The sequence below is a fragment of the Enterococcus hirae ATCC 9790 genome, from assembly GCF_000271405.2.
GTDB classification, from domain to species: domain Bacteria; phylum Bacillota; class Bacilli; order Lactobacillales; family Enterococcaceae; genus Enterococcus_B; species Enterococcus_B hirae.
Genome location: NC_018081.1, coordinates 2459314 through 2483013 on the forward strand (window position 1 = coordinate 2459314; position 23700 = coordinate 2483013).

The 23700-nt window shown below is 36.0% G+C and carries 28 protein-coding genes and 1 pseudogene; 11 read left to right on the forward strand and 18 right to left on the reverse strand.

Going from position 1 to position 23700, the window contains the following annotated elements:
- Window positions 1-12: 12 nt before the first annotated feature.
- From EHR_RS11660 to EHR_RS11670, 3 genes are all read right to left on the reverse strand, one after another.
- Window positions 13-384 (reverse strand): YxeA family protein, encoded by a 372-nt coding sequence (locus EHR_RS11660; protein ID WP_010737476.1) that lies wholly within the window; start codon window positions 382-384, stop codon window positions 13-15.
- 225 nt (window positions 385-609) lie between these two features.
- Complete coding sequence (locus tag EHR_RS11665; protein WP_010737475.1) at window positions 610-798, reverse strand: hypothetical protein; 189 nt, start codon at window positions 796-798, stop codon at window positions 610-612.
- A gap of 18 nt (window positions 799-816) precedes the next feature.
- Window positions 817-1080, reverse strand: a complete 264-nt coding sequence (locus tag EHR_RS11670; RefSeq protein ID WP_010737474.1) for a hypothetical protein — start codon at window positions 1078-1080, stop codon at window positions 817-819.
- A 163-nt stretch (window positions 1081-1243) separates the two neighbouring features.
- Between EHR_RS11670 and EHR_RS11675 the strand changes: the two genes are divergently transcribed.
- Window positions 1244-1501, forward strand: a complete 258-nt coding sequence (locus tag EHR_RS11675) for a hypothetical protein (RefSeq protein ID WP_010719317.1) — start codon at window positions 1244-1246, stop codon at window positions 1499-1501.
- A gap of 80 nt (window positions 1502-1581) precedes the next feature.
- Here the strand turns inward: EHR_RS11675 and EHR_RS11680 are convergent, their stop codons facing one another.
- From EHR_RS11680 to EHR_RS11690, 3 genes are all read right to left on the reverse strand, one after another.
- Window positions 1582-1773, reverse strand: coding sequence for a hypothetical protein (locus tag EHR_RS11680; RefSeq protein ID WP_010719318.1), 192 nt, complete (start codon window positions 1771-1773; stop codon window positions 1582-1584).
- 107 nt (window positions 1774-1880) lie between these two features.
- A complete protein-coding gene (locus tag EHR_RS11685) occupies window positions 1881-2183 on the reverse strand; it encodes a hypothetical protein (RefSeq protein WP_010719319.1) in 303 nt (100 codons plus the stop codon).
- Window positions 2184-2195: 12 nt separating this feature from the next.
- The gene (locus EHR_RS11690) at window positions 2196-2630 is read right to left on the reverse strand and encodes a universal stress protein (RefSeq protein ID WP_010719320.1); all 435 of its coding nucleotides are present in this window, start codon (window positions 2628-2630) and stop codon (window positions 2196-2198) included.
- A 343-nt stretch (window positions 2631-2973) separates the two neighbouring features.
- Between EHR_RS11690 and apf the strand changes: the two genes are divergently transcribed.
- Window positions 2974-3591: an aggregation-promoting factor gene (gene apf / locus EHR_RS11695; RefSeq protein ID WP_010737411.1), complete on the forward strand. Its 618-nt coding sequence runs from the start codon at window positions 2974-2976 to the stop codon at window positions 3589-3591.
- A gap of 66 nt (window positions 3592-3657) precedes the next feature.
- On the opposite strand, the pseudogene EHR_RS11700 reads toward apf, so the two are convergent.
- The 6 genes and pseudogenes from EHR_RS11700 to EHR_RS11725 all read right to left on the reverse strand — a co-directional run bounded on the left by EHR_RS11700 (window position 3658) and on the right by EHR_RS11725 (window position 7711).
- Window positions 3658-4193 (reverse strand): annotated as a pseudogene (locus tag EHR_RS11700) (ClbS/DfsB family four-helix bundle protein).
- An 82-nt stretch (window positions 4194-4275) separates the two neighbouring features.
- Window positions 4276-5037 carry a class I SAM-dependent methyltransferase gene (locus EHR_RS11705; protein WP_010737472.1) on the reverse strand — a complete coding sequence of 254 codons (762 nt, stop codon included), beginning with the start codon at window positions 5035-5037 and terminating at the stop codon, window positions 4276-4278.
- Between the two features lie 453 nt (window positions 5038-5490).
- Entirely contained in the window at window positions 5491-5736 is a 246-nt protein-coding gene (locus tag EHR_RS11710) for a hypothetical protein (protein WP_014834703.1), read from the reverse strand.
- On the reverse strand, window positions 5729-6007 hold the full coding sequence (locus EHR_RS11715) for a DUF2089 family protein (RefSeq protein WP_010737470.1): 279 nt from the start codon (window positions 6005-6007) through the stop codon (window positions 5729-5731). The genes EHR_RS11710 and EHR_RS11715 overlap by 8 nt, the downstream gene beginning before the upstream one ends.
- Window positions 6008-6294: 287 nt before the next feature.
- Entirely contained in the window at window positions 6295-6639 is a 345-nt protein-coding gene (locus tag EHR_RS11720) for a metal-sulfur cluster assembly factor (RefSeq protein ID WP_010719329.1), read from the reverse strand.
- 127 nt (window positions 6640-6766) lie between these two features.
- Entirely contained in the window at window positions 6767-7711 is a 945-nt protein-coding gene (locus tag EHR_RS11725) for a YitT family protein (RefSeq protein ID WP_014834704.1), read from the reverse strand.
- Window positions 7712-7869: 158 nt separating this feature from the next.
- Between EHR_RS11725 and EHR_RS11730 the strand changes: the two genes are divergently transcribed.
- Window positions 7870-8361, forward strand: coding sequence for a YajQ family cyclic di-GMP-binding protein (locus EHR_RS11730; RefSeq protein ID WP_010737468.1), 492 nt, complete (start codon window positions 7870-7872; stop codon window positions 8359-8361).
- Window positions 8362-8507: 146 nt separating this feature from the next.
- Here EHR_RS11730 and EHR_RS11735 read toward each other — a convergent pair whose 3' ends face one another.
- Entirely contained in the window at window positions 8508-10859 is a 2352-nt protein-coding gene (locus EHR_RS11735) for an ATP-dependent DNA helicase (protein ID WP_010737467.1), read from the reverse strand.
- A 638-nt stretch (window positions 10860-11497) separates the two neighbouring features.
- Between EHR_RS11735 and EHR_RS11740 the strand changes: the two genes are divergently transcribed.
- The 8 genes from EHR_RS11740 (at window position 11498) to rpsT (ending at window position 17946) form a co-directional block, all read left to right on the forward strand.
- Window positions 11498-12124, forward strand: a complete 627-nt coding sequence (locus EHR_RS11740; RefSeq protein ID WP_010737466.1) for an MBL fold metallo-hydrolase — start codon at window positions 11498-11500, stop codon at window positions 12122-12124.
- Window positions 12125-12151: 27 nt separating this feature from the next.
- A complete protein-coding gene (locus tag EHR_RS11745; RefSeq protein WP_010737465.1) occupies window positions 12152-12856 on the forward strand; it encodes a histidine phosphatase family protein in 705 nt (234 codons plus the stop codon).
- 165 nt (window positions 12857-13021) lie between these two features.
- Complete coding sequence (locus tag EHR_RS11750; protein WP_010737464.1) at window positions 13022-13855, forward strand: undecaprenyl-diphosphate phosphatase; 834 nt, start codon at window positions 13022-13024, stop codon at window positions 13853-13855.
- A 180-nt stretch (window positions 13856-14035) separates the two neighbouring features.
- Window positions 14036-15955: a heavy metal translocating P-type ATPase gene (locus tag EHR_RS11755; RefSeq protein WP_010737463.1), complete on the forward strand. Its 1920-nt coding sequence runs from the start codon at window positions 14036-14038 to the stop codon at window positions 15953-15955.
- 82 nt (window positions 15956-16037) lie between these two features.
- Window positions 16038-16493 (forward strand): DUF441 domain-containing protein, encoded by a 456-nt coding sequence (locus tag EHR_RS11760; RefSeq protein ID WP_010719338.1) that lies wholly within the window; start codon window positions 16038-16040, stop codon window positions 16491-16493.
- Between the two features lie 77 nt (window positions 16494-16570).
- Window positions 16571-16702 carry a hypothetical protein gene (locus EHR_RS14645; protein ID WP_010719339.1) on the forward strand — a complete coding sequence of 44 codons (132 nt, stop codon included), beginning with the start codon at window positions 16571-16573 and terminating at the stop codon, window positions 16700-16702.
- Window positions 16703-17020: 318 nt separating this feature from the next.
- The gene (locus EHR_RS11765) at window positions 17021-17290 is read left to right on the forward strand and encodes a hypothetical protein (protein WP_005878685.1); all 270 of its coding nucleotides are present in this window, start codon (window positions 17021-17023) and stop codon (window positions 17288-17290) included.
- A 401-nt stretch (window positions 17291-17691) separates the two neighbouring features.
- On the forward strand, window positions 17692-17946 hold the full coding sequence (gene rpsT / locus EHR_RS11770) for a 30S ribosomal protein S20 (protein WP_010719340.1): 255 nt from the start codon (window positions 17692-17694) through the stop codon (window positions 17944-17946).
- 212 nt (window positions 17947-18158) lie between these two features.
- Here the strand turns inward: rpsT and holA are convergent, their stop codons facing one another.
- The 5 genes from holA to EHR_RS11795 all read right to left on the reverse strand — a co-directional run bounded on the left by holA (window position 18159) and on the right by EHR_RS11795 (window position 23550).
- Complete coding sequence (gene holA / locus EHR_RS11775; protein ID WP_010737462.1) at window positions 18159-19202, reverse strand: DNA polymerase III subunit delta; 1044 nt, start codon at window positions 19200-19202, stop codon at window positions 18159-18161.
- 36 nt (window positions 19203-19238) lie between these two features.
- The gene (locus tag EHR_RS11780) at window positions 19239-21266 is read right to left on the reverse strand and encodes a DNA internalization-related competence protein ComEC/Rec2 (RefSeq protein ID WP_223603472.1); all 2028 of its coding nucleotides are present in this window, start codon (window positions 21264-21266) and stop codon (window positions 19239-19241) included.
- A 233-nt stretch (window positions 21267-21499) separates the two neighbouring features.
- On the reverse strand, window positions 21500-21982 hold the full coding sequence (locus EHR_RS11785; RefSeq protein ID WP_010719343.1) for a ComE operon protein 2: 483 nt from the start codon (window positions 21980-21982) through the stop codon (window positions 21500-21502).
- A gap of 18 nt (window positions 21983-22000) precedes the next feature.
- Window positions 22001-22696 (reverse strand): helix-hairpin-helix domain-containing protein, encoded by a 696-nt coding sequence (locus EHR_RS11790; RefSeq protein WP_010737460.1) that lies wholly within the window; start codon window positions 22694-22696, stop codon window positions 22001-22003.
- A gap of 566 nt (window positions 22697-23262) precedes the next feature.
- Window positions 23263-23550 (reverse strand): hypothetical protein, encoded by a 288-nt coding sequence (locus EHR_RS11795; RefSeq protein ID WP_010737459.1) that lies wholly within the window; start codon window positions 23548-23550, stop codon window positions 23263-23265.
- Window positions 23551-23700 lie beyond the last annotated feature (150 nt).

Genomic DNA, 23700 nt, shown 5'->3' on the forward strand with positions numbered 1-23700 from the left:
ATAAAATTATATTTATCCAATGATAGCTAATGCTTTTTTAGGTACTTCTTTTTTGTCAACTTCTTCATATGACTCGACGTGAGCGCCCTTATTAATGATCTTTAAATAATGTCCTTCTTTTAAAATAGATAAACCTGTAAATTCAATCGTTCGTTCATGTCCCTTTTGATCGGCAGCTTTTTGGATATAAGTCGCTGTTCCATATGAATTGACTTCATCTGGTTTTTTCGTCTTGACGTATACCTCTCCTTTTGTTACCAACGGATTTAATTGGTCTACCACACCTGCCATCTCATCGTGGGAATTTTGCGTATAAAACTTCAAGCCCACTAATGCGACTCCTGCAAATAATACCGTTCCAATAACTACTTTTACTACTTTCATTTTTCTACCTCCTATTTTTATTTCATTATATCCATAAAAATAAACGGCTTCATCCGCCTCTAGTTGGAGATTTTTCTCCTACTTTGGCACAAAAGCTTTTGCTCACCCTTGTTCTAAATAATGCTCAATATTAAAAAACGCTCAAAATGGCTAAAACCATTTCAAGCGTTTTTTTAATAATAAAATCATGAGCAACAATTTTGCCATATGATTAATTTCTTGTAATTAATACAGCCTAGTTGGATCATAATGATAAACTACATTCCCGTTCAATAATGCCTTACCTACGACATATTTACGATTCTTTAATTTTAGCCACGCTTCACGAAAAAGCATGACCTCTTCTCTTTTGACTTCAATTTTTTCAATTTTTCCGTCAATCAATTCTTGGATAAGTGCTTCGTATGGATTCATTGTTCTCCTCCGTCACAATCAATACGTAGTAAAAATTGGTTCATGATCTACTTTTGTATCTAGGTCTGTTCTGACATTTACCGTTGTATATAAAACTTTTTCAACAGGTATACTATAATAATTGTCTTCGCTACTGCTGAATTGGTGTACACCTTTTTTTGTCAGAATACCATTGATTTTATTCATCAGTACTCTTTTTTCTACACTATTACTGACCACATAGTAAATCACACGTATATTGTTTACTAAATGTAAATCGACTTCTAACATTACTTGATCCATGAAAATTTCATCCTTTCTTTCGGATCAATTATAGCAAGAAACTTCTTGTTAATCAAAAACCTTTGTATGTCCTTCTTGGTTATCAATTAAAGAAATACTTGCATCATTTGATACAAAATGTTATTTTGTATCAGATATCATTATTATTCTGGGAGGCACTCTCGTGATTGCGATTGGTCAGCTTGTTTTTTACATTCCATTTTTCATCATGCTAAGTATTCTTTTCTATTACATAAATTGGACAAAAAAGAAACTATCTGTTTTACTTGTTTCTCTTCCAAGCATCTATTTTACTTATCAAATCTTTTCTTTCCGCCATTGGGAAATCCCTTCTGTCTTAATTAGACATGTCATTAGTTTAGTTATTTCAGTCATTATACTGATACTTTGGATATTTTATTTATTAAATAAACAAGATTAGTGTGTGTATAGATTGTGAACAATCGAACAAAAAATGAGTGTGAAAAAAGTGAGCAACCACTTTTTCACACTCATTTTTGATCATTCATTTACACCAAAGAAAGATTTGAACCGTTCAAGGATTGATGCTTGTTTTAAATCAATAAACTGTTGGGCAACAGAAAATTTGTCCTCTAGCAATTCTTTATTTGATTCAATCAAAATTTTTGCTTCTTCGTACTTCTTTTCTTTACATAGTTGTTTGACTTCATTCAATACATCACCAGCACTCATCTTTTCACCTACTTCAGTTATTAGGAACCTGTTGATATAAAAGGTTGTCTCAATGTTGAATGTTTACGATTCTTTCACACAATGAACTTTCTTCCGCAGCACAAAAGCTATTCTTTTTGATCACTTGACGTGATAAACCGGATCGACTCTTGGTACTCACGATAGTCTCTACTATAAAGATCTGTTAATCGATCTGGCAAAACGAACCAAGCTGGATGGTACCCATTTACAGTGACAGGAAATCCTTTCTCTTGCAGACTATCACCATCCCAGCGTAAGGCAATCGCTGTTTTGCCTGACCATTTCACTAAAGCAACAGAATAACCTTTTTTCGTCTGCGTACCATCTTCTAAAATTTTGAGAATTTCAATTTTTTCTTTAGGAGCTGTAACCTCTTGTGGACGTACCATTCTTTCCCCTCCTTATTTGACCACTAACACACTGCAGGGCGCATGAGTAACAACGTAAGAAGCTGTAGAGCCGACTAAAGCTTGTTGGATTGCTCCTTTACCAGTAGCCCCCATGACAATCAAATCGATCGCTTCTTGTTGTGGAAACACCGTCCCAATCAAGTTACGTGGGTCACCCGTTTCAACAATAGCATGGATGTCATTGATCCCATATTCTTTCGCATCATGGATCTTTTTTAACATTTCGACTTCTATCTTCTGTTTTTCTTCTGCATAGATTTTTGAAAATGCGTAGGCGCTATGTGTCAACTCTACTTTATTGATGATCGAAACGATAAATAATTCGGCTTCATTATCTTTCGCTAAATCTAGCGCTTCCAAAAAAGCTTGTTCTGATTGCTTAGACCCATCGACAGCTACCATTATTTTTTGATATCTCTTACTCATGTTATCGCCTCCTTGTTTCTATTATTGTAACATCACATGCTAAATTTAAAAAAAATTACGCTGTTTTCAATTATTTCGTATTTATTTTCAAAAAATGTAGCTTTTTTTTACTTGTTTCTAGTGTTTATTTTTCTCATCAATTGTCCTTGTTAGTGGTTTATTTTAAACGTTTATGACGGTTTTCTCATTGTTTTTCACATTTTATGATAATCTGTTTGTTACAAAAAACGTATCTTTGTTACAAAGTGTCATAGAGCTTTTACCTATGAAATATTTTCCCATGGTAAAGTATTCCTCGTTGGACACAACAAAACTATTTTTAAATTTATGAAGGAGATCTTACATGAAATCACTTAAAACATTACTATTAGGAACAACTTTGACTGCCGGCGCACTATTCTTTATGGGAACATCTGCACATGCGGACGAAGCTTATACCGTTCAATCAGGTGATACGCTATCAACGATTTCTCAAAAATACGTTGGTGATAACTCCTTGATCCAAACTATTGCAGAAAAAAATTCAATCTCAAACATCAACTTGATTTATTCAGGTCAACAATTAACAATCCCAACAGGCGAACAAGCAGCAACAACACAAACAGCTTACCAAGCGCCTGCTCAAACAAAAACAGTGGCTGAACAACCAGTGAAGCAAGAACCAGTTCAACAAGCAGCACCTGCTCAACCAGTTGCTCAAGCAACGCAAACAGCGGCACAAGCAACACCAGCGACAACAAACACAAGCTCAGCGAAAGAATGGATCGCTCAAAAAGAATCTAGCGGTTCTTATACAGCAACAAACGGTCGTTACATCGGACGTTACCAATTAGATTCTTCTTACTTAAATGGTGACTATTCAGCAGCAAACCAAGAACGAGTTGCTGAACAATACGTATCTTCTCGTTATGGCTCATGGGAAGCAGCTAAATCTTTCTGGGAAGCAAACGGTTGGTACTAATATAAAWTAGCTTGTTTAAAAAGCGAAGGTCCCTCTTTAGGATCTTCGCTTTTTTATTGATTTTATTCATTTATTTTTTTGAGATTGTTTTAACTTCTTGATTGCCCATTCGTAGTGACTGGAAGTTGCAGAAATGAAATAACTACCTAATGTGGTATTCCCCACCCATGCAAATTGCTTTTTCTGGAATAACTCTTCATTACTCAAGGCGTCTAATTTTTTCATTACTTGCTCATGGCTTTTTTTCAAATAGTTTTCAGCTTCCACTAAAGAAGTTGTTTGATGCTTTTCTACAAACTCTTCATTCATCTTTCCGTAGGTTCGCCAATTATACGGTTCAGGCAAGAAATTTCTTTCTTCTCCGTTAAAGTTGCTTTCAAGCCATCGTAACAATAGTAAATGCCATTCGTACAAATGGATCAATACATCTTTTAAGTCTTTGTCTCGTCGCCAATGTGCTTCCTTTTTTTCGCCAAAAACTCTTCACTAAATTGAAAGGATTGCTTGCGATCTTCCTCACCCATACCGTTAATTAATTTCCATAAATCATCGAATTGGCTGTTTGCTTTTTCAAGCAATTCATCTTTTGATTTTGGTCGCATATGACACCCCACTCTTTTTTGCTAAATCACTTGCTCACCATAAGGAATTTCAAAATGATTTGTAGTAACTTTTATGTGTTCATTATTTTGTATTACGAGCAACAAAAGCAAAACGATGTTGCAAATTATAAATCGTACCATGTCGTTTCAACTCTTCATAAAGTCCCAATAACTCTTTGAAATTTTTCTCAACTGTAAATCCTGGGTATTCCCATTCAATCGTCCGTACATAAAAGATCAAACTATCCATATCAAAGAATTGTTGATTCAAATAGGCTTCGTCACAAAACAAAAGATCAAAATGGTGCTGTTCTAGTTCTGCTTTCACTAAGGAAAGATGAAAATCAAAACATTCTTTCCTTACTTCTGGCATCAAACGAGAAGCCAAATTCAACCCGTTGAAATCTCCTACTTGTTGAGAAATAAATAACCCATCTGGTTTCAAGACACGCTTCACTTCAGCTACTGCAAAAGATTCATGAGAATTGATCACTAGATCAAATGAATCATCTGGAAAATCCAATACGTCCTCTTCCCCCACAAATTTTACTGTTACACCTTGAGGGTCAAGTGTTTGTAATAATAGCTGGTAATTAGGCGGATACCCTTCCGTTACTGCTGTCTGCTCATAAGGATGGTTAAATGTTTGTAACAATTCACCTCCACCTGTTCCCATATCTAGTAGAAACATAGTTGGAGTTAAATAATTTAAAACAAGCTCTCGGTAATCCCACGGAGGCTCTTCACACGACCATTTCCCATCTAAATAGGAAAAATCCCAGCCAGTAAAATTTTTCTGTTGTTCCTCACTTTTAAGCCACTCTTTTTTTAATTGGTCCATCATCTTTTATCGCTCCAGTCATTATGATTTTATAATCGTTGACGGCGATATAGTCGATTGGATAAAGCATACTCGATATAGGTCTATCCATTCCACTATATCGAGTAGCTACCTCGTTGTTTTCTCATGTTCATTCTCCTTTTGATTGACTTAAAAACAGTATATCATGAAAATCAGGACTAGAAAACGCTTACTAAAAAAACTTGTCTTATGCGTTTGCTTAGATTGTTAGATAATTTGGAAGCTATAATTTTTTTGAGTTTCAACGACCTCTTTCGCAATTATTTTCCTATACTGAACAACCTTTTAGTACATCAGCTATCTGAATATTTTACATAGAAAAAAACTCTTCTATCAGCTTTTACTAAAAGCTGTTAAAAGAGTTTAAGTTAGTGTATCAGCCAATAACTCATTATTGATTCAAGATATCCTTTGCTTTCATTTTTTCCATTTCTTTTATTGTCTTTTTTTCTTTGATTCTTTTCCGCCTTCATAAATACAGATCAATGTAATCAAACCAACAATAGGCATTAATATATTTCTAAATGTTAGATTTAAATGACCTGTCAAAACGATAAAAACAACTAAACCACTGAAAATCACTGGTAAGATCGCTCCCATATATTTATTCCCTATATAACCACTTAGGGTTTGAAACCCAATAATACCTGCAATAAATAAAAATTGTATTGTATTATTCATCTATACTCTCCCTATGTTTTTTTATAATTTCTTTTGCTACGTCTAAACTTATTTTTTCGTTAATCACGAGTTGCATCATTGATACTTCAAAAGAATCTTCTTGCTTTCCATCAAAAAGTTTTATTTTTTCAATTAATCTATCTAACCTTATTCTTACTGTTGGATAACTAACTTCATACTCTTTTGCTAACTGCTTTAAGGAACCTGATGCCAACAAAAATTTCTTAATAAATACTTGTTCCTCAGGTTCTAAATTAAAAAACCATTCCATTCATTAACCTCCCAACAAAATATAAATATAATTAAACAAAGTTTAACATTATTAAAAACAAAACACAACTTAATTTATTAAGTATAATTTATAAAGCATTTCGAGATGCGATTTGAATAGAAAAAGAGAAAGGGATAAAAGTCGTTATCATTTATTCATATTTTGACAATTTTACTTCATCAAGCATCAATTTTTACAAAACAAAAACTCCTTTATCAACTTTTTCTAAAAGTTGATAAAGGAGTTTAAAAGTTGTTTACTCGTTGAATATGAAACCCGTGTCAAAATTATCTAATACCAAGTGCAATTCGTGCATAGCGACTCATCTTATCCGTCGTCCAGGCTGGATACCAAACTAGTTTGACTTCTGCCTTAGTTACTTCTGGCACTTCTTTTAAGGCATCGTGGATTGATTCAGTTAGGATATCAGCTAACGGGCAACCCATGGTTGTTAAGGTCATTTTAATGACTGTTTCTCCGTTTTCTGGATCAAATTCGATTTCATAGATCAAGCCTAGGTTGACGATATCGATCCCTAGTTCAGGGTCGATGACCATTTCTAAGGCAGCTAAGATTCGTTCCTTGATTTCATTGACTTCTTCTGCAGACCATTTTTGGTTTGCTTCGCTCATCTTGCAGCACTCCTTCATGCAATTTTCATTTATCATACTCTTTTTTTGCTCATTTGTAAATGAGAATCGAGAGGTTCTATTCTCATTTAGCAGGTTGAAAACAGAAAATTCTTCTGACTTATTTAAATCAATTATTGTTTTTAGTTTTTGAAGGAGTTTTCTTTATTTCGGGAAAGACACCCGTAGAACGGTAAAGATTTTGTTCGCTTTCATTCGCAAAACGGCCAAATACCGAATGCGTTGGTAAAATATTGATAAAAGCATCTTCGTCGATTTCATGGACGATTTGATCTAAATCATACATTTCATAACGAGTGATCACCATCATGATCGTTTTACCTTCTTTTTTAGAATAGCCACCGATTGATGGTAAGAGGGTCATTCCTCGAACCATATTTTGAGCGATCGCTGCGGTCACTTCATCTGGTTTAACCGTCACAATCATGGCGGTCACTTTTTGATGACTCGTATGAATCGCATCAATCACTTGGGTCATGGCATAGATAGAGATAATCGTATAGAGCGCACTCTCCCAGTTAAAAAGAAAGCCCGCAATCACCACGATCAAACCATTTAACATCAACATATAATTTCCAACGGTTTTCCCTGTAGTTTGTGAAAGGACTAAAGAAATAATATCCATTCCTCCAGTTGTAAACCCCATTTTAAGTGAGATCCCTACACCAACACCTAACAAAACACCGCCGACTAAGGCATTCATTAAAATATTGTCCGTCACTTGCCCAGTGGGAAGTAAGGTAGTTGCTACCGATACGGCTACTACATTGACAAAACTTAAAATCGTTGCTCGTCTGCCTACTTTCAAGAACCCTAGAATAAAGACAGGGATATTCAAAATAAAGATAAAGGCACCTGTGTCCACTTTTACGTGGAGCCAGTCAGATAATAACGAGGCAATGATTTGGGCAATCCCATTCATCCCTGCGGAAAAGACGTTTGCTGGAATCAAAAAATAATTTAAGGCAACCGCTGCGGTCAATCCGGTGACTAAGATAACCACAATCTTTTTTAATATTTCATTTCTTTGATACACTGTCATAATCTTACTCACAAGCACCTCTTCCTTTCAAAGTTATTCCAATTGTAAGAATAACAGGTTATGAATTAAATTAAAATACTTGAATCATAAATGAGAATAATTTTAGTAAAGCTTCAACACAATCATTTGACTATGATACAATAAAATAAAAACAAATCAGGAGGATCACTATGGCAAAAGATGCAAGTTTTGACATTGTTTCAGAGGTCACAATCGAAGAAGTCAGAAATGCGATCCAGCAAACAATAAAAGAATTAACCAACCGTTTTGATTTTAAAGATTCGACTATTGATATCAAATTTGATAACAATAAATTAATCATTCTTAGTGACGACGATTTCAAGATTGAACAAATCAAAGATGTCTTGTTCAGTAAATTAAACAAACGAAATGTTCCAATCAAAAATATTCATTTCTCTGAATCAGAGCATGCCCTTGGAGGAAAAGCACGTCAATCCGCTGAACTTATCAATGGCATTGATCGGGAAAATGCCAAGAAAATCACAACCGAGATCAAAAATTCAAAGATTAAAGTAAAAACCCAGATTCAAGAAGATCAAATTCGTGTAACTGGAAAAAACCGTGATGACCTTCAAGCGGTGATTGCTTTATTGCGAAAATTAGATCTGCCGATCGAACTTCAGTTTACTAACTATCGTTAACAGATAGCTTTACTTGTCAGACAATGAAACAATTGATCAAATACGCGCTTGAATAGATAAGACACCTGAATCTACCAGTCGTTTGTGGTTGATTCAGGTGTTTTTAATTTTAAACTACTAGCGCTAGAGTAATTTCACATCTCCAATTATTTACTTTTGTGCCAAAAATCGGTGATTTCTGTTGTGAGTTCAGATAGGTTTCTGACAGTGGTCGCTGACTGCCAATGTCTTGGAAACAATTGGCGATAATCCAACCGATTAAAACGCTGATCTGCTAACAAAACGATTCCCTGATCACTGGCATCTCTAATGACACGCCCCGCTGCTTGTAAGACTTTATTCATACCAGGTAATTGGTACGCATAAGCAAATCCCAGCTGATCTTTTTCGTCATAATATTCTTTGATCAACTCCTGCTCATGGTTCATTTGTGGTAATCCAACGCCAACGATCATACTGCCAATTAATCGGGTTCCTTTTAAATCGATCCCTTCTGAAAAGATTCCGCCTAACACACAAAAAGCTAGTAAGGTTTCGTCTGGATCAATTTGAAACTGCTTCAAAAATGTTTCTCTCTCAATTTCACTCATCATGGTATCTTGAATCAGCACCTTAACATCTGGATGTTTTTCTTGAAAGGCTGTCACTGCCTGATCCAAATATTGGTAAGAGGGGAAAAATATCAAGTAATTTCCGATCTTTTCTTTTGTAAAATGTTGGATCGTTTCAATCAATCGAGGCATGTTCTCTTCTCGTTTACGATAGGTTGTTTCTAAATAATTTGTGATCAGCACTTTTTGGTTTTCTTCTGGAAAAGGACTTGGCAAGCGATAAGCTAAGCTCTCTTTTCCTCCTAGCGTTTCTTGGTAATAAGACAATGGCGAAAAACTAGCGGAAAATAAGATACTACTTCTCCCCTTAGCTAACGATTGTTCTAAAAAATCACTAGGATCGATGCAAAATGCTTTGATGACGAAATCTTGATAAGTTTTCTCTACAGTTGTTTCATAATGATCATCGTAAAATTCACTGATTTTCAAAAAGTGAAGTAAGTCAAAATAAAAGGGGAGTAACGTCTCTTGAATGGCATGTTCAGGATACTCTGCCAACCACTCTTGGATGTGCTCACTCAATTGATAACCAGCATTAACCAATGTGTCCGCGGGTGCTTTTTGATGGTGGTAGGTCCACCCATCTTCATTTGAAATTTCCTGGATCTGATCGAACGCTTTGAGTAATTTATTAAAACGTCGTCTTAGCTTTTTAAATTCTTTTGGAATGAGTGCATAGACGTTTCTAGCGCTTCGATATGAAAGTTTTGCGGAGTACATCTCTCGGGAACGACTGACCAAATTATGGGCTTCATCAATCAGAAAAAGATGATCCTCATTTTTTTCGCCTTCAAAAAAACGTCGTAAATAAACAGTCGGATCAAACAAATAATTATAATCCCCGATAATCACATCACACCATAAACTCACATCTAGCGACAACTCAAAAGGACATAACGTATGTTTCTTCGCATAGGTTTCAATAACTTCTCTGGTGATTTGATTTTCATGATTCAATAAATCCCATAATCCTTCATTGATCCGGTTGTAATAACCGTTGGCATATGGACATTGATCTGGATTACATGTTGTTTCGTCTAAAAAACAAATCTTATCTTTGGCTGTCAAAGTTACACTTTTGGTCTCAGCACCCACATCTTTTAACGCCTCCAAAGCATCTTCAGCGACTTGTCTCGTAATTGTTTTAGCCGTTAAATAAAAAATGCGTTCTCCCTCTTCTTCCCCTATTGCTTTCAAAGCGGGGAACAGTGTAGAAACTGTTTTCCCAGTTCCTGTCGGTGCTTCGACGAATAATTTTTGTTTTGTACGAATCGTTTTATAGGCAGCGACTGCTAACTCTCTTTGACCTTTACGGTAGTTGTCATAGGGGAATTTCAAAGCCATCAAAGAAGCATTTCGAACGGTACGCCAATTCTCTTGAAAAATCAGCCATTCCTTATAGTCATCTGTAAGTTTTTTAAAAAACTCATTTAATTGTTCGATGGTTTGATGCTCAACTTTTCGGGTAATGATTCCTTCAGTAGTTTGATAATAAGTTAGTTGCAAATTAATTTCTTTTAAATCATGTTCATGACAATAAATATAAGCATAGGTTCTTGCTTGATGGAAAAATAATTCAATTTGTTCTTTTTCTAAGTCTTCATACCTCGGTTCCGAAGTTTTTATTTCATCAATATAATAGATGCCTTCTTTTTGGAACACGCCATCTGCTCGCCCTTCTATGATTAGCTGGTATTCCTCGAAGTGGACAGTCGTCTTTAAAAAGACTTCTTTTTCATAGTCTTCTCCAGCATCTTTTTGAAGCTTCCGATGGATCTTGGCACCTTCCAGTGCGGTATGGTTACTTTTTTTACGATTGTCGATACTGCCACGCCTTAAGATAAATTCAACAAGGTTACGTACCGATATTTTTGATTGCTTCACCACTCCCACTCCTTTGACTATAAGCTTACCTGAAAAAGAAAAGAATCGCAAAATACTAAAATCAAGCTTATCAATTTGCCGATTTATACGCCTAAACAGATGAAAGTATTACAGCTATTTAGTCACTTCTTCCTTTCACAAGTAGGATCACAAAGCTATAGATTTGTTTACATTATTCAGATATCTCTCTCCCTTTACATTCATCATCGTTCACTTGAAAGTAAAGTAAAACATCCGAAAATAGCTTTTTGCATTTTCGGATGCTTCCCTTTGTTTTTCAGAGTTGGACATCACTGTCGCAAGCTCGAATAGGATATAGAATTAGGATTTTTGGATGAGCTCACTCTAACACCAACTTATTAAAAAGAAGTGAGAATTTTCTGTTCTCTTGTTTAAAATCTCTCAATACTTTTATTTTACACCTTGTCATTGAAATAAGTGGTTCATTTAGGAAGCAAGAAAACTCGGCTACAAAAAAACATGACTCAGCTCTACTATATTCAATTAATTCAATTAATTCATTTATTATTCATTCAATTCGATTTAGATTCACCGTGGACCATTCCTCAAGTAGGGTCTTTTGTTTCATCTTATCAATTGAGTTATACTAGAATTAAGTAAGCGATCAGGAGGAACTCTTTATGCATATTGAACAAATCAAAACTGGGATGATCGAAGAAAATTGTTATTTGGTTTATAACGATGAAGCTTTACTGATTATTGATCCTGGTGAAGATGCAGCAAAAATCAAAACGCAAATCGAAAAAACGCAACAACAACCCGTAGCGATTTTACTAACACATACCCACTATGACCATATCGGAGCCGTCGAAGAACTTCGTCAGTTTTATCAGATCCCTGTATATGTTAGTCCATTAGAACAAAGTTGGTTAGGCGATCCGATATTGAATCTTTCTGGTTTGGGAAGACATGATGACATTGCGAATATCATTGTTTCACCTGCTGAATATGAATTTGAAATGAAACCCTATCGTCTAGGGAATATGACATTTCGGGTCGTCCCTACACCTGGTCATTCGATTGGAAGTGTCAGCTTTATCTTTGATGATTTTGTCGTATCAGGTGATGCACTATTTAAAGGCAGTATCGGTCGAACCGATCTATATACTGGGAATCTGGAAAAGCTGCTACACAGTATTCAAACCCAGTTGTTTGTGTTGCCAGATGAATTTGCCGTTTATCCTGGGCATGGAGATGCTACGACCATTGAACATGAAAAAAGAACCAACCCTTTCTTTAATGCTTAACTAACAAATCGATTGGAGGCTGTAAATATGACTAAAACCACTCTTTACATCGTCAGACACGGAAAAACGATGTTCAATACGATTGAACGTGTCCAAGGTTGGTGTGACACACCACTTACCAAACAAGGCCAAGAAGGAATCCACTATCTTGGAAAAGGATTGAAAGACGTTGATTTTTCTTTTGCTTATTCTAGCGATAGTGGTCGTGCTATTGAAACGGCACGTATCATCCTCAGTGAACATGCCAAAGGAAAAGATATCACTTACTTTATCGATCAAAGGATTCGTGAATGGTGTTTTGGCTCCTTAGAAGGTGGCTATGACATGGAAATGTGGGGAGTTATCCCCCGAGTATTAAACTTCAAAACTTATGATGAGATGTTCACGACGGACGTAACTTTTGAACAAATTGCTAATGCTATTTATAACTTGGATACTGCTGGCTGGGCTGAGACCTACGATACTTTAAAAAATCGTGTATGGTCAGGATTTGAAGACATTGCGCATCATTGCGAAAAAAATGGTGGTGGCAACGTCCTAGTCGTTTCTCATGGATTGACGATTGGCTTTTTACTCAGCCTAATTGACGTACATCAACCTGTTCGAGCAGGCTTATTAAATGGCAGCGTGACAAAAGTGACGTATGAAAAAGGCAATTTTTCAATTGAAGGAATCAACGATATTAGTTATATAGAGCAGGGAAAAAAACACTCGCGGGATTCTTTCTTATAATCGTTCTGTTATCAAACACTGGTTTGCGAGTACTCACTTGAGTACTCGCTTTCTTATGCCCTCTTGCTATTTCTCAAGTTTTTCTTAACATCAAGAAAGCATTTGGTTTTCATTAGAAAGAACGGTATACTTAATACTGTATTTTATTTGGGAAGGAAGGTCCGTATGTTTTTTGCAAATATCATCAAAGCAGCTATCTTAGGAATTATCGAAGGGATTACCGAGTGGTTGCCGATCAGTAGCACTGGTCACTTGATCCTAGCAGATCAGTTCATCAAGCTAGACGCTAGCACACAGTTTATGTCGATGTTCAACGTCGTTATTCAATTAGGTGCTATTTTAGCAGTCGTCGTTTTATATTTTCATAAATTAAATCCCTTTTCTCCAAGCAAAACCACTATTGAGAAAAAAGATACTTGGACATTATGGTTCAAAGTCGTAGTCGCTTGTATTCCAGCAATTATTATTGGATTACCTTTAGATGATTGGTTAGAAGAACATTTTCATAAATTTCTACCAGTTGCGATCGTCTTAATCGTTTATGGGATTGCATTCATTGTTGTGGAAAAAAGAAACAAGACAAAAACACCACGTTGGACAACCTTAAACGATTTTACTTATCAAGCGGCGTTACTGGTTGGATTATTCCAAGTATTAGCGTTAGTTCCTGGAACTTCTCGTTCAGGAGCTACGATCCTCGGAGCCATTTTGATTGGTGCTTCTCGATTTGTAGCAACAGAATTTTCATTTTTCCTTGGTATCCCAGTGATGTTTGGTGCCAGTGGTTTAAAAATCGTGAAGTATCTAGCTGAAGGAAACTCCTTTAAAATGGAAGAAACAATTATTTTACTCGTTGGAACCCTCGTATCATTTATTGTCTCCGTTTTAGCCATCAAATTCTTGTTAAGTTATTTGAAGAAAAACGACTTTACAATTTTTGGTTGGTATCGGATTATTTTAGGAATCATTTTGATTGGTTACTGGTTTATCGCAATGTAACTGAATAAAACGAAGTCAAAGCACCGTATGATTACGGTGTTTTTTTATATTTATTCTAATTATCCCCTTTCCAAAAACGCGTTATTCTAAATGATAACTATTATCGTTCTCATTTAGCGATTTTTATTATCAATTAGAATTTTGGTGTGGTATATTAATTTTGTAAAGGAGGAAACAAATATGACTCGTTTAATACAGACATTTATCCCGACAATCGGTTGTTTATTACTTATAATCTTAGGTTTGGCTACTCAATCTTTTGTGCCTTTTCTAAGTATCATCTTTTATTTAGGAGCCATCTCATTCGGTGGTTTCAAGCAGACTCGTGAAGGGTTGACCGAACTCTGGCAGGAAAACACATTGAATGTTGACTTATTGATGGCCTTGGCAGCAATTGGCGCTTGTTTGATCGGTGATTTTTTAGAAGGTGCGATGCTTACGTTTATTTTCTGTTTAAGTGGCGCTCTCGAAGAATATACGACCAGTAAAAGTCAGCAAGAAATTACCGCTTTAATGAATCTACAGCCACGAAAAGCACAACGTTTAACTGCAAACGAAGAATTAGAAGAAATAGCTGTAACTGATCTTAAGATCAATGATCGGGTATTTGTCCCAAAAGGTGGAACGATCCCAATTGACGGCTATTTAGAAAGTCAACAAGCAACGGTTGATGAAGCAACATTGAGTGGTGAATCTGTACCAGTTGAAAAAGTCCCTCATGATGAGTTATTTGCAGGAACGATCAATCGAGGGAATCCTTTGATCCTACAGGTGACTAAAAAAAGTGATGAGACCGTTTTTGCTAAAATCATCCAGCTGGTTGAAAAAGCACAAAGCACCCCTACAAAGACCGCTTCTTTTATCTCTCGTATTGAAAATACCTACGTTAAAGGTGTGTTAGTCGTTGTTCCATTAATGATTCTTGTTTCATATTTCATTTTTGGCTGGAGTTTTCAAGAAAGTTTTTATCGGGGAATGGTTTTACTGGTTGTCGCCTCTCCTTGTGCGTTGGTTGCCTCTGCGACACCTGCAACACTAGCAGCCCTTTCTAACGCTGCCCGCAACGGTGTGCTGATCAAAGGTGGACTCCATTTAGAACAATTAGCTGATTTAAAAGCAATTGCCTTTGATAAAACCGGAACTTTAACGAAAGGTAAACCGATAGTAACTGATAGCTATTTTGTAAAAGATCAGAATCTGGCGCAACAAATCTTAGTTTCAATGGAACAAAAAACAACGCACCCCTTAGCTCAAGCAATCGTAACACATTTTGACATTGCTATACCAAAAGACATCCAAAAATTACCAATCGAAGAAATCACGGGGTTTGGTTTACGAACAGTTTACCAAGAAGCTCAGTGGATTGTAGGTAAATGGGAACCAGAAAAAACGTCGATAGCTGAAAAAGAACTTCTTGATAAAATTCATTTACTCGAACAACAGGGAAAGACAGTGATTGTTTTAACCAAAGACAATCAATTGATAGCACTCATCGGCTTATTAGATGTGCCGAAAGAAAATGCCCAACAAGTCATTGACTATTTCAATAACCAGCAAATTGATACCAGCATGATCACTGGAGATAACCAAGGGACTGCTGCAGCTATTGCAGAGAAAATTGGTGTTCAACACTTACTGGCTAACTGCACACCATCGGATAAAACACACTATGCACAACAGCAAAAAGAAAAGTATACTGTCACAGCAATGGTTGGTGATGGTGTCAATGATGCCCCAGCTCTTGCAACTGCTTCACTAGGAGTTGCCATGGGACAAGGAACGGATGTCGCTATGGAAATCGCTGATATCGTCTTGGTAAAAAATGACTTGCAAAAATTAAGTTATGCCCACCGTCTTTCACTAAGAATGAAGAAAATCATTAAGCAAAATATTATTTTTTCTCTTACAGTGATTTGTTTACTGATCCTTTCTAACTTTCTGCAATTTTTAAATTTACCTCTTGGCGTGATTGGTCATGAAGGAAGCACGATCTTGGTTATCTTAAATGGGTTACGTTTATTGAAACCCTTACCTGAAGATACTTCCAAAAAATCACGTTGCACTGGCTGTCCCTTACAGCCAAATCACCACTCTATCTAGTTTTTCCACTCTGATGAACCTCACTTTTGTAACCGTTGAAAAAATGATATGATTGATGGCAGGAAAGTGAGGTTCTTTTTTTATGGAAAGTTGGATTTTTCTTGGATTGATCATGCTTGTTGCCCTGCTTGCTAAAAATCAAAGCTTGATCATCGCTACAGGTTTTATATTACTAGTCAAATTGATACCGACATCGAAAGTGTTTCTTACTTGGCTTCAAGGCAAAGGAATTAATCTAGGAGTCACCATCATCACAGCTGCTATTTTAGTTCCAATCGCTACTGGCGAGATTGGTTTAAAAGATTTACTGGATGCCTTTAAATCACCCATCGGTTGGATTGCTGTGTTTTGTGGTGGTCTAGTAGCCGTACTTTCTTCCAAAGGAGTCGGTTTGATTGCTTCAGACCCGCAGATTACTGTTGCATTGGTTTTTGGAACAATTCTCGGAGTCGTTTTCTTAAAAGGGATCGCGGCTGGTCCAGTCATTGCTTCTGGTATTACCTATTGTCTCTTGCAATTATTTTCTTTAAGTAAATGAAAAAATCGATCACAGATAAAGTGTTTTGAGTCCTCTGAATCGAATCGTTCGTGATATACTTATTCCGAGGTGATCACATGTTAGAAAAATTAAAATACTTTATCGGCACGGTTGGTTGGTTTTTATTAGCGATCGTATTGATTTTAGGACTAGCTTATCTTTTATTTCCAGATCTGATCCAAAATGTGTTCAATACCTACTTTAATTGATCGTGAAAAAAGTAAACCCGATAGATGGAGTAAACAAACTTTATCTATCGGGTTTATTGTTTTTTCATTTATCTTTACTTATGGAATCTACTTGATAAAAGTTGCGTGAGTTTCATCAAGTATGTTTTTAATGTTCCTACCTCTTCCTCTTACCCCTACACCACTTACCCCCTTTTATGTTTCCTAAAATATTATTAAATAATCCTCATTTCTTTTTGGCTCCTCCTTTCATTTTTTGTTATACTAGAACACAAGATAGCATCATTTATATTTTTAATCATTCGCTATTATGCTTTATATATAGAAAGGAAAACGCTCATGGAAACCTTTGAAGGTCTTTTAATTGATACGTATGTCTTACAAGAACAACCTATGATGTTGACTGGCTTAAATCTTCAACTGGAAGATCGTGTCATTAACGGTCTGTTGAAAGATCGTTACTTGGCAAAATATATTCTTCGGCTCCCTTTAAATAAATATGTATTAGAAGTCAGTGGAAAATGGAACCGCCGCAATCAATTAGTCATCAAAAAAATGATGATCAAAAATATTGATGAATACATTAAAATTATTGGGACTCCGGAATAAATTTAGACACACCAACGGTTAACGGTTATAAAATAACTAAAGAATGGTATCGTTATGATTGCTTAGTCTACAAGGAACGTATCCCTTTTCAAAAAAAGCTTTGCAAACGGTTCGCTTTGTTATATAATGTTCGAGTACCAAACAGTCCCATTCAAATTTTGTTTAAAAAGATAAATTTATCTGCTTTGGTTGAACGCTATTGTCTCCCACAATAGCGTTTTTTATTTGCCCATTTTCCTTCTCTTTCAATGCTAGTAGAGCCTAGAATTAAGTTTCTTTTAGTGTTAAGGAAAAAAACTTGTCATGTTCATATTGCAAAGATTACTTCATTTAGGTATAATAATGAATGTTGAATTATGCGGTAACACGCGTAAGAACTTAATTTATCGGAGGTGAAACTAATGCCAAACATTGAATCTGCAATCAAACGTGTTCGTACAAGCGAAAATGCGAACGTTAAAAATTCATCTCAAACAAGCGCTATGCGTACTGCAATCAAAAAATTTGAAGATGCTGTAGCTTCAGGTGCTGAAAACGTAGATGCGTTATATAAAGAAGCTGTTAAAGCTATTGATATGGCTGAAACAAAAGGTCTAATTCATAAAAACAAAGCTAACCGCGACAAATCTCGTTTAAGCAAAAAAATCGCTAAATAAGGAAATCGGCTACGGCCGGTTTTTTTATTTTGTCTCAAACAGTCTATTCGATCACCCTTCTGTTGGGTTTCTTTCCATTCTTTTTATTAGTAAACCAGCTGCGGCTGACTCAGCACTTCCTACTCTAAAACAATTGATGTCTAAAAAACGCTCAAAACATCATCGTTTCAAGCGTTCTTTTTGGATTTATTTCGATTGTTTTTCTCTTCTTTTTAACTCTTCAAAAGCTGACCTGTTCGTAAGACAAATAATTGAAAGCTTAATTCTTTTTCGATTTTACCACTTTTGATTTGGTAATCCATTTCAACCAGATCGTCAAATAAACGCCTTAGGATCTTTTCATCAAATTTACGTACCTCTTGCATCGCCAATTTTACACGGTAAGGATGTATCTTTAAAGTCTCAGCAATATTAGCCTGCTGATAACCGATTTTCATCAAAAACTTGGTCTGTAAAAACAAACGTATTTGTGAAAGCAAGATGGCATTGATCTTAATGGTTTCTTCTCCTTGGGTAATTAAGTCTTCAAACAACCGCAGCGCTTGTTCTGTTTTCCCGGAAAGAATATATTGTGTCATATCAAAAAGATTATGTTCCAAGGTTTTAGGGACTAACTGTTCCACTTCTTTAACAGTGATCAGTTCTTGTTGTTGCCCATACAACAGTAATTTATTCAATTCCCTCATCATTTTTGATAGATCGAGATCCGTTAACCTTAAAAACAGATCAATCGCTTTACGGTCCATTTGAATCGGTGCATTTTCCAGTGTATTCAATAAATACTGACGTACTTCTTTTTCATTCAATTGCTGAACATTGATGGTCACAGCAGTTTTTTTTAATTGTTTCGTTATTTTTTTCCGCTCATCTAATTTCTCATAGGGAGCAAAAAACACTAAAACTGTTGATTCTAAAGGTTCTTTTAAATAATCAATCAGTAGATCCGTATTTTGTTCAATTCCATTATTCACTTTTTCAGCTGTTAAAAAGTAGGGATTTTCTACAAATACTAGGCGTTGATCACCAAAAAATGGCAAAGTCTCTGCCTCAGCAACCACCTCATCAATACTAGCATTCCCCATATCAAAACTTAAGAAATTCAAGTCATCTTGACTATCGATTTGAATTTTTTTCTGGATTTCTGCTCTTACCTGATCCTGTAAATATTTTTCAGTACCTAGAATCAAATAACAAGGCGCAAGCTTTTCTTTACGGATTTTTTGTAAATCTGTTTGAATACTCATTTCGTTCACCACTTTCAAATTTATCCTACCATGAGTAGCTGGGAATTGCTAGTCTATCATTGTGTGGATCTTTCCGTTTGGATACCAAAAGGGATGCCATTTAAAAGTAATTGCGCCTTGACGGTCGGTACGCAAAGGAGTGACTTTATTCTGCTTTAACGTCGCTAGTACGTCTTCATGAGGATGACCAAATAAATTATTCACGCCACAGGATAAAACACCATAGGTTGCTTCTAATTGCGAAATGAACTGTGGATGACTAGATGTGCGGCTGCCATGATGTCCTAATTTGATCACATCCGCTTTTAAATCTGGATAAGCGTTTCCGATCTTTTCTTCTGCATGCTGATCTAAATCACCTAAAAAGAGAAAACGACAGGATTGATGAGTCACTGACAAGCCAATTGAATCTTCATTCTCCCCCTTCCCCTGGGTAATCGGAGACAACACAAAAAAATCAAAATAACCTTTGATCCAATCACCCTGCCTGACTTCACAAATAGTAGTTCCTGCTTTTTCCAATTTCTGCAACTGCGTATGGAGCCAGGTGCTTTTGCCAGCTCCCCAACCAATATAAATCGTATCGATCTTGAAATGTTTTGCTAATGTCGTGATTTCTCCCACATGATCGATATCGTCATGCGTTAATATCAGTTTATTGATGTGTCGGATGCCATTTCCTTTTAAAAATGGGACAAGATTGAACTCTGCAGGTGGTCTAACCCTTCGCTCTTGCCAAGCTTCTTTTTGAAAACTCAATTTTCCACCAGTATCAATCATAACGATTTCTTTTAAAAACGGCGCTTTAAAAAGAATACTGTCTCCTTGCCCTACGTCGTTGAAAGTGATACTACTTCCGAATTGAAGAAAACGACCAAAAATGAGAATAATGGGCACAAGGAGTGCAGCGGTCACGCATTGACAAGGTTTATGTTGTTTTTTCTCTATAAGCCATAAAAGAAAGCCTAAACTAAATATTAACAACCAGCCATTCGGTCGCCCAATCACTAGATTGGCAAATCTCAACGAATCTAGTAATCTCTCGAAATGGACTAAATAAGAATCAAGCAACTCGCTAACACTTGGAGGTAATACCCTGCCAAAAACAAATAAAAACGTCAAACAAGGAAGAAATACTTTCTTAAAAACAGGAGCAAAAAGAAGAGTCAACATACTCCCTAATAGTGGCCACTCATAAAAATGCCAAGCTGTCAGTGGCATGATGCCGATACTAAATAACACGATAGTAGTGAACTTTTGAAACTTAGTGGTTGGGCGAGACAACAAAAGAAAGAAGAAGCTCATTCCTAAACTTAGCTGGCCCTCTACTTGGAAAAGACAAAGCGGCTCGATCAGCAAAAGTATCCATAAAATAATCGAATAATGATCGAAAGAAGAAAATTTGACATTGAGGAGTTTTAGCCCTAATTTCAATAAGAATGACAGCCCCGCTCTTTTCACTGACACAGAGCCCCCAGATAAGCTAAAATACCCCAAAGTCCCCCCAACTAGTGGGAGATAACTAGCAGTTAATGTCATCCCTCCTCTGCGAAACAGATAATAGAGCCAACCTAAGTAAGTTTGGATGTGCATGCCTGACAAACTGAATAAATGAAGTAAGCCAGTTTCTTTATATGTGTCTTCTGATGCTAAAAACTGACTATCTTTATAGCCAAAGATCAAAGCATTCATATAGACACTCACCTTGTGACTAAAGTGTTCTTGAATAAACGTAATAGACCTTCCTCGTGTTCTGCTCAGCATATTCTGCCAAGCATTACGATTCAAATGTTCTTTGATCTGGCGTATCTGAAATCGTCCTTTGATCCGATGTATTTGGTCATACTTTTTTTGATCAAACCCATAAGGATTCCTTTGTTTGGAAGTTTCTTGGTAATCCCCGACTACAATTAATTCAATCGCTTCATGTCTAAGAACAAGAAAAGAATTTCTTTCTTGTTCAGATTTGGCATAATAGCTGCAAGAAATCTTTTGCTTGTCCGTTGTGTGCCCAATAAAAGTCACTAAATCTCCATTCATTTTCACTGTGTCTGAGGCGACCATGATACGTTCCAACGTCCTTTGATCATCGATTGGTTTTGTTTCTTTAAGCCAGCAAGAAAATAAAACCAGCGTACTACAAATGAGACTTAAACCAATAATTTGTTTATTTTCTTTCCGTAAAAAAACAAAAAAATCCAGCGAAAATCAAACGATAATGCCATCTGTCTGTATAATAAAACAAACAAATAAAAATCGAAGAAATCGCTGGAAAAATGAATCGATTCTGTGCTTGATCACAAAATCTACTAAACATGTTCTCCTGATAATTCTTTTTGGAGTTTAGAAAAGTGAGTAGAATCCAATGATACTTGATGAACAGTTGCACCTAATTGTTCGATCAATGATTGTGCATACGGATCATTTCGATAATCATGTAAATAGTTGATTTTTTTGATTCCTGCTTGTAATAAGGCTTTTGTACAAGCTAAACAAGGGAAATGAGTCACGTAAATCTCTGCGCCCTCCGTAGGTATGCCTAGTTTTGCACATTGTAATAAAGCATTCATTTCCGCATGGATCGTTCGCAAGCAATGACCATCGACGATATAACAGCCTTCATCAATGCAATGAACATCCCCGCTAACAGCGCCATTGTAGCCTCCAGCAATGATCCGTTTTTCTCTTACTAAAGTTGCGCCGACTTCTAATCGTGTACAAGTACTTCTCAATGATAATAATACTGCTTGAGCCATAAAATATTGGTCCCAAGGAATCCGTTCATTGCTCATATTAGCCACCTCTATCGTTTATTCTATAGTAATTGTAACGAAGTTTTTGATTTTTTCAACTGTCTTCTGACCAATTCCGTCTATTTCTTGAAGCTCGTCAATACTTTTGAACGATCCATTATCTTGTCTATACTGAATAATTTCTCGGGCTTTTTTTTCACCGATCCCCGGTATTTGTTGCAATTGCGAAAGATCAGCAGTATTAAGATGCACTCGATCTGGGTTTGTGTCCACTGAATCTAGCGTCGCTAGACTAGCATTTGAGCTTTCTGGAATTTCTTCTCCTACTTCAGGAACGTACAGCATTTGTTGATCCGTTATTTTTGCTGCAAAGTTGATCTGTTTCTCGTCAGCTGATTCCGTCAGCCCACCTGCTTTTTGAATAACATCAAAGACCCGATCTTCTGCCACAAAAGCGTACATTCCAGGTTGTTTCACCGCTCCTTTCACATCGACATAAATCACTGACCTAGTCGATGTACTCACCGTTTCATCAATTGGTTTCGTTTCAGAACTGTTCTTTTCCGGAGCTTCAATCGATTGGTTTGTCAAAAATAGTTGATCCTTTTTACTTGATTGACTGAAAAAATGAACCATCATTCCACCAAGGATGATGACCCCTATGATGCCAAAGATCCCTCCGATCACAAATTTTGGTGAAGAAAAGTTGGTAGTATAGAAACGCTTTCGTTTGTTCTTCCATTCTTCGCTCATTGTGACTATTTTCCGATTGGCTTCCTTTCATTAAATTATGAAGAAGTTTTTTCTCTTCATGATTAAATACGTCAAACCATTTTTCTACATGAAAATAAACCTACTTTTGGGACAATTATTTTATGAAGAATGAATCTTTCATACCTTTAAACATTTCAGGAATAGGCGTTGACCTAGGGTCTATATTTCTCTTTTCATTACCTAGCAAAAACCATCAAAATCACTTTTACTGACTTTGATGTTTATCTATTTTTCTATTCGTTTTTTAAAAATAGTTTCAAGTTCACACTCTTAGCGAAGCTCTTCCTTGATTTTTTTGAGCATGTACCCGACTTACCTAAGTAATCCTAAATCCGATATCTTTGCCACTGTCTCTCTAGCGGCTATGTACAATTATTCTCACTATACTAAAACGCAACGCCTCGATTATATCAACTTTCCCAGTGTTCAACTATCCTAAATAAGTCAAAGACTCGCTTTTCCTCATGAATAATCGTGAGCTAGTTTACATAGATTTTATAAGATATTTTTTTACGGACAAAATATTCCATTGTCTAAACTAGTCGTTATACCATATCCAGATAGATAACTAGTACGATTACGAGACATGTGATGATCATGTAAATGATGTTTTCTAACCGTCTTGTATGATTTTTTAGAATAATCCCAGGATCAGTAGAATTGAAACTAGTCCGATACTCGATTGGCACAAAATTACCGATACATATTCCGAATAACAAAAGTAAAGAAGGCCAATTTGTAATAACTCCTCTATTCATAAACGCACCTATGATTGAGCTAACATAAATCACCATTTGAATCATTATAATTACAATCGCTTTTTTTCTCATCATTAATCCTCTCCAAGTAAATTTAGAAAAACAAACAGGACTTGATCACAAAATAAAAGTGGTAGTTGGTTTTAATAGATTTCAAGAATAAAATTCTCCAGCTCTTTCCTCTATTTTCAGAATACCCAATGAATCGGATAAATGTAAAAATCA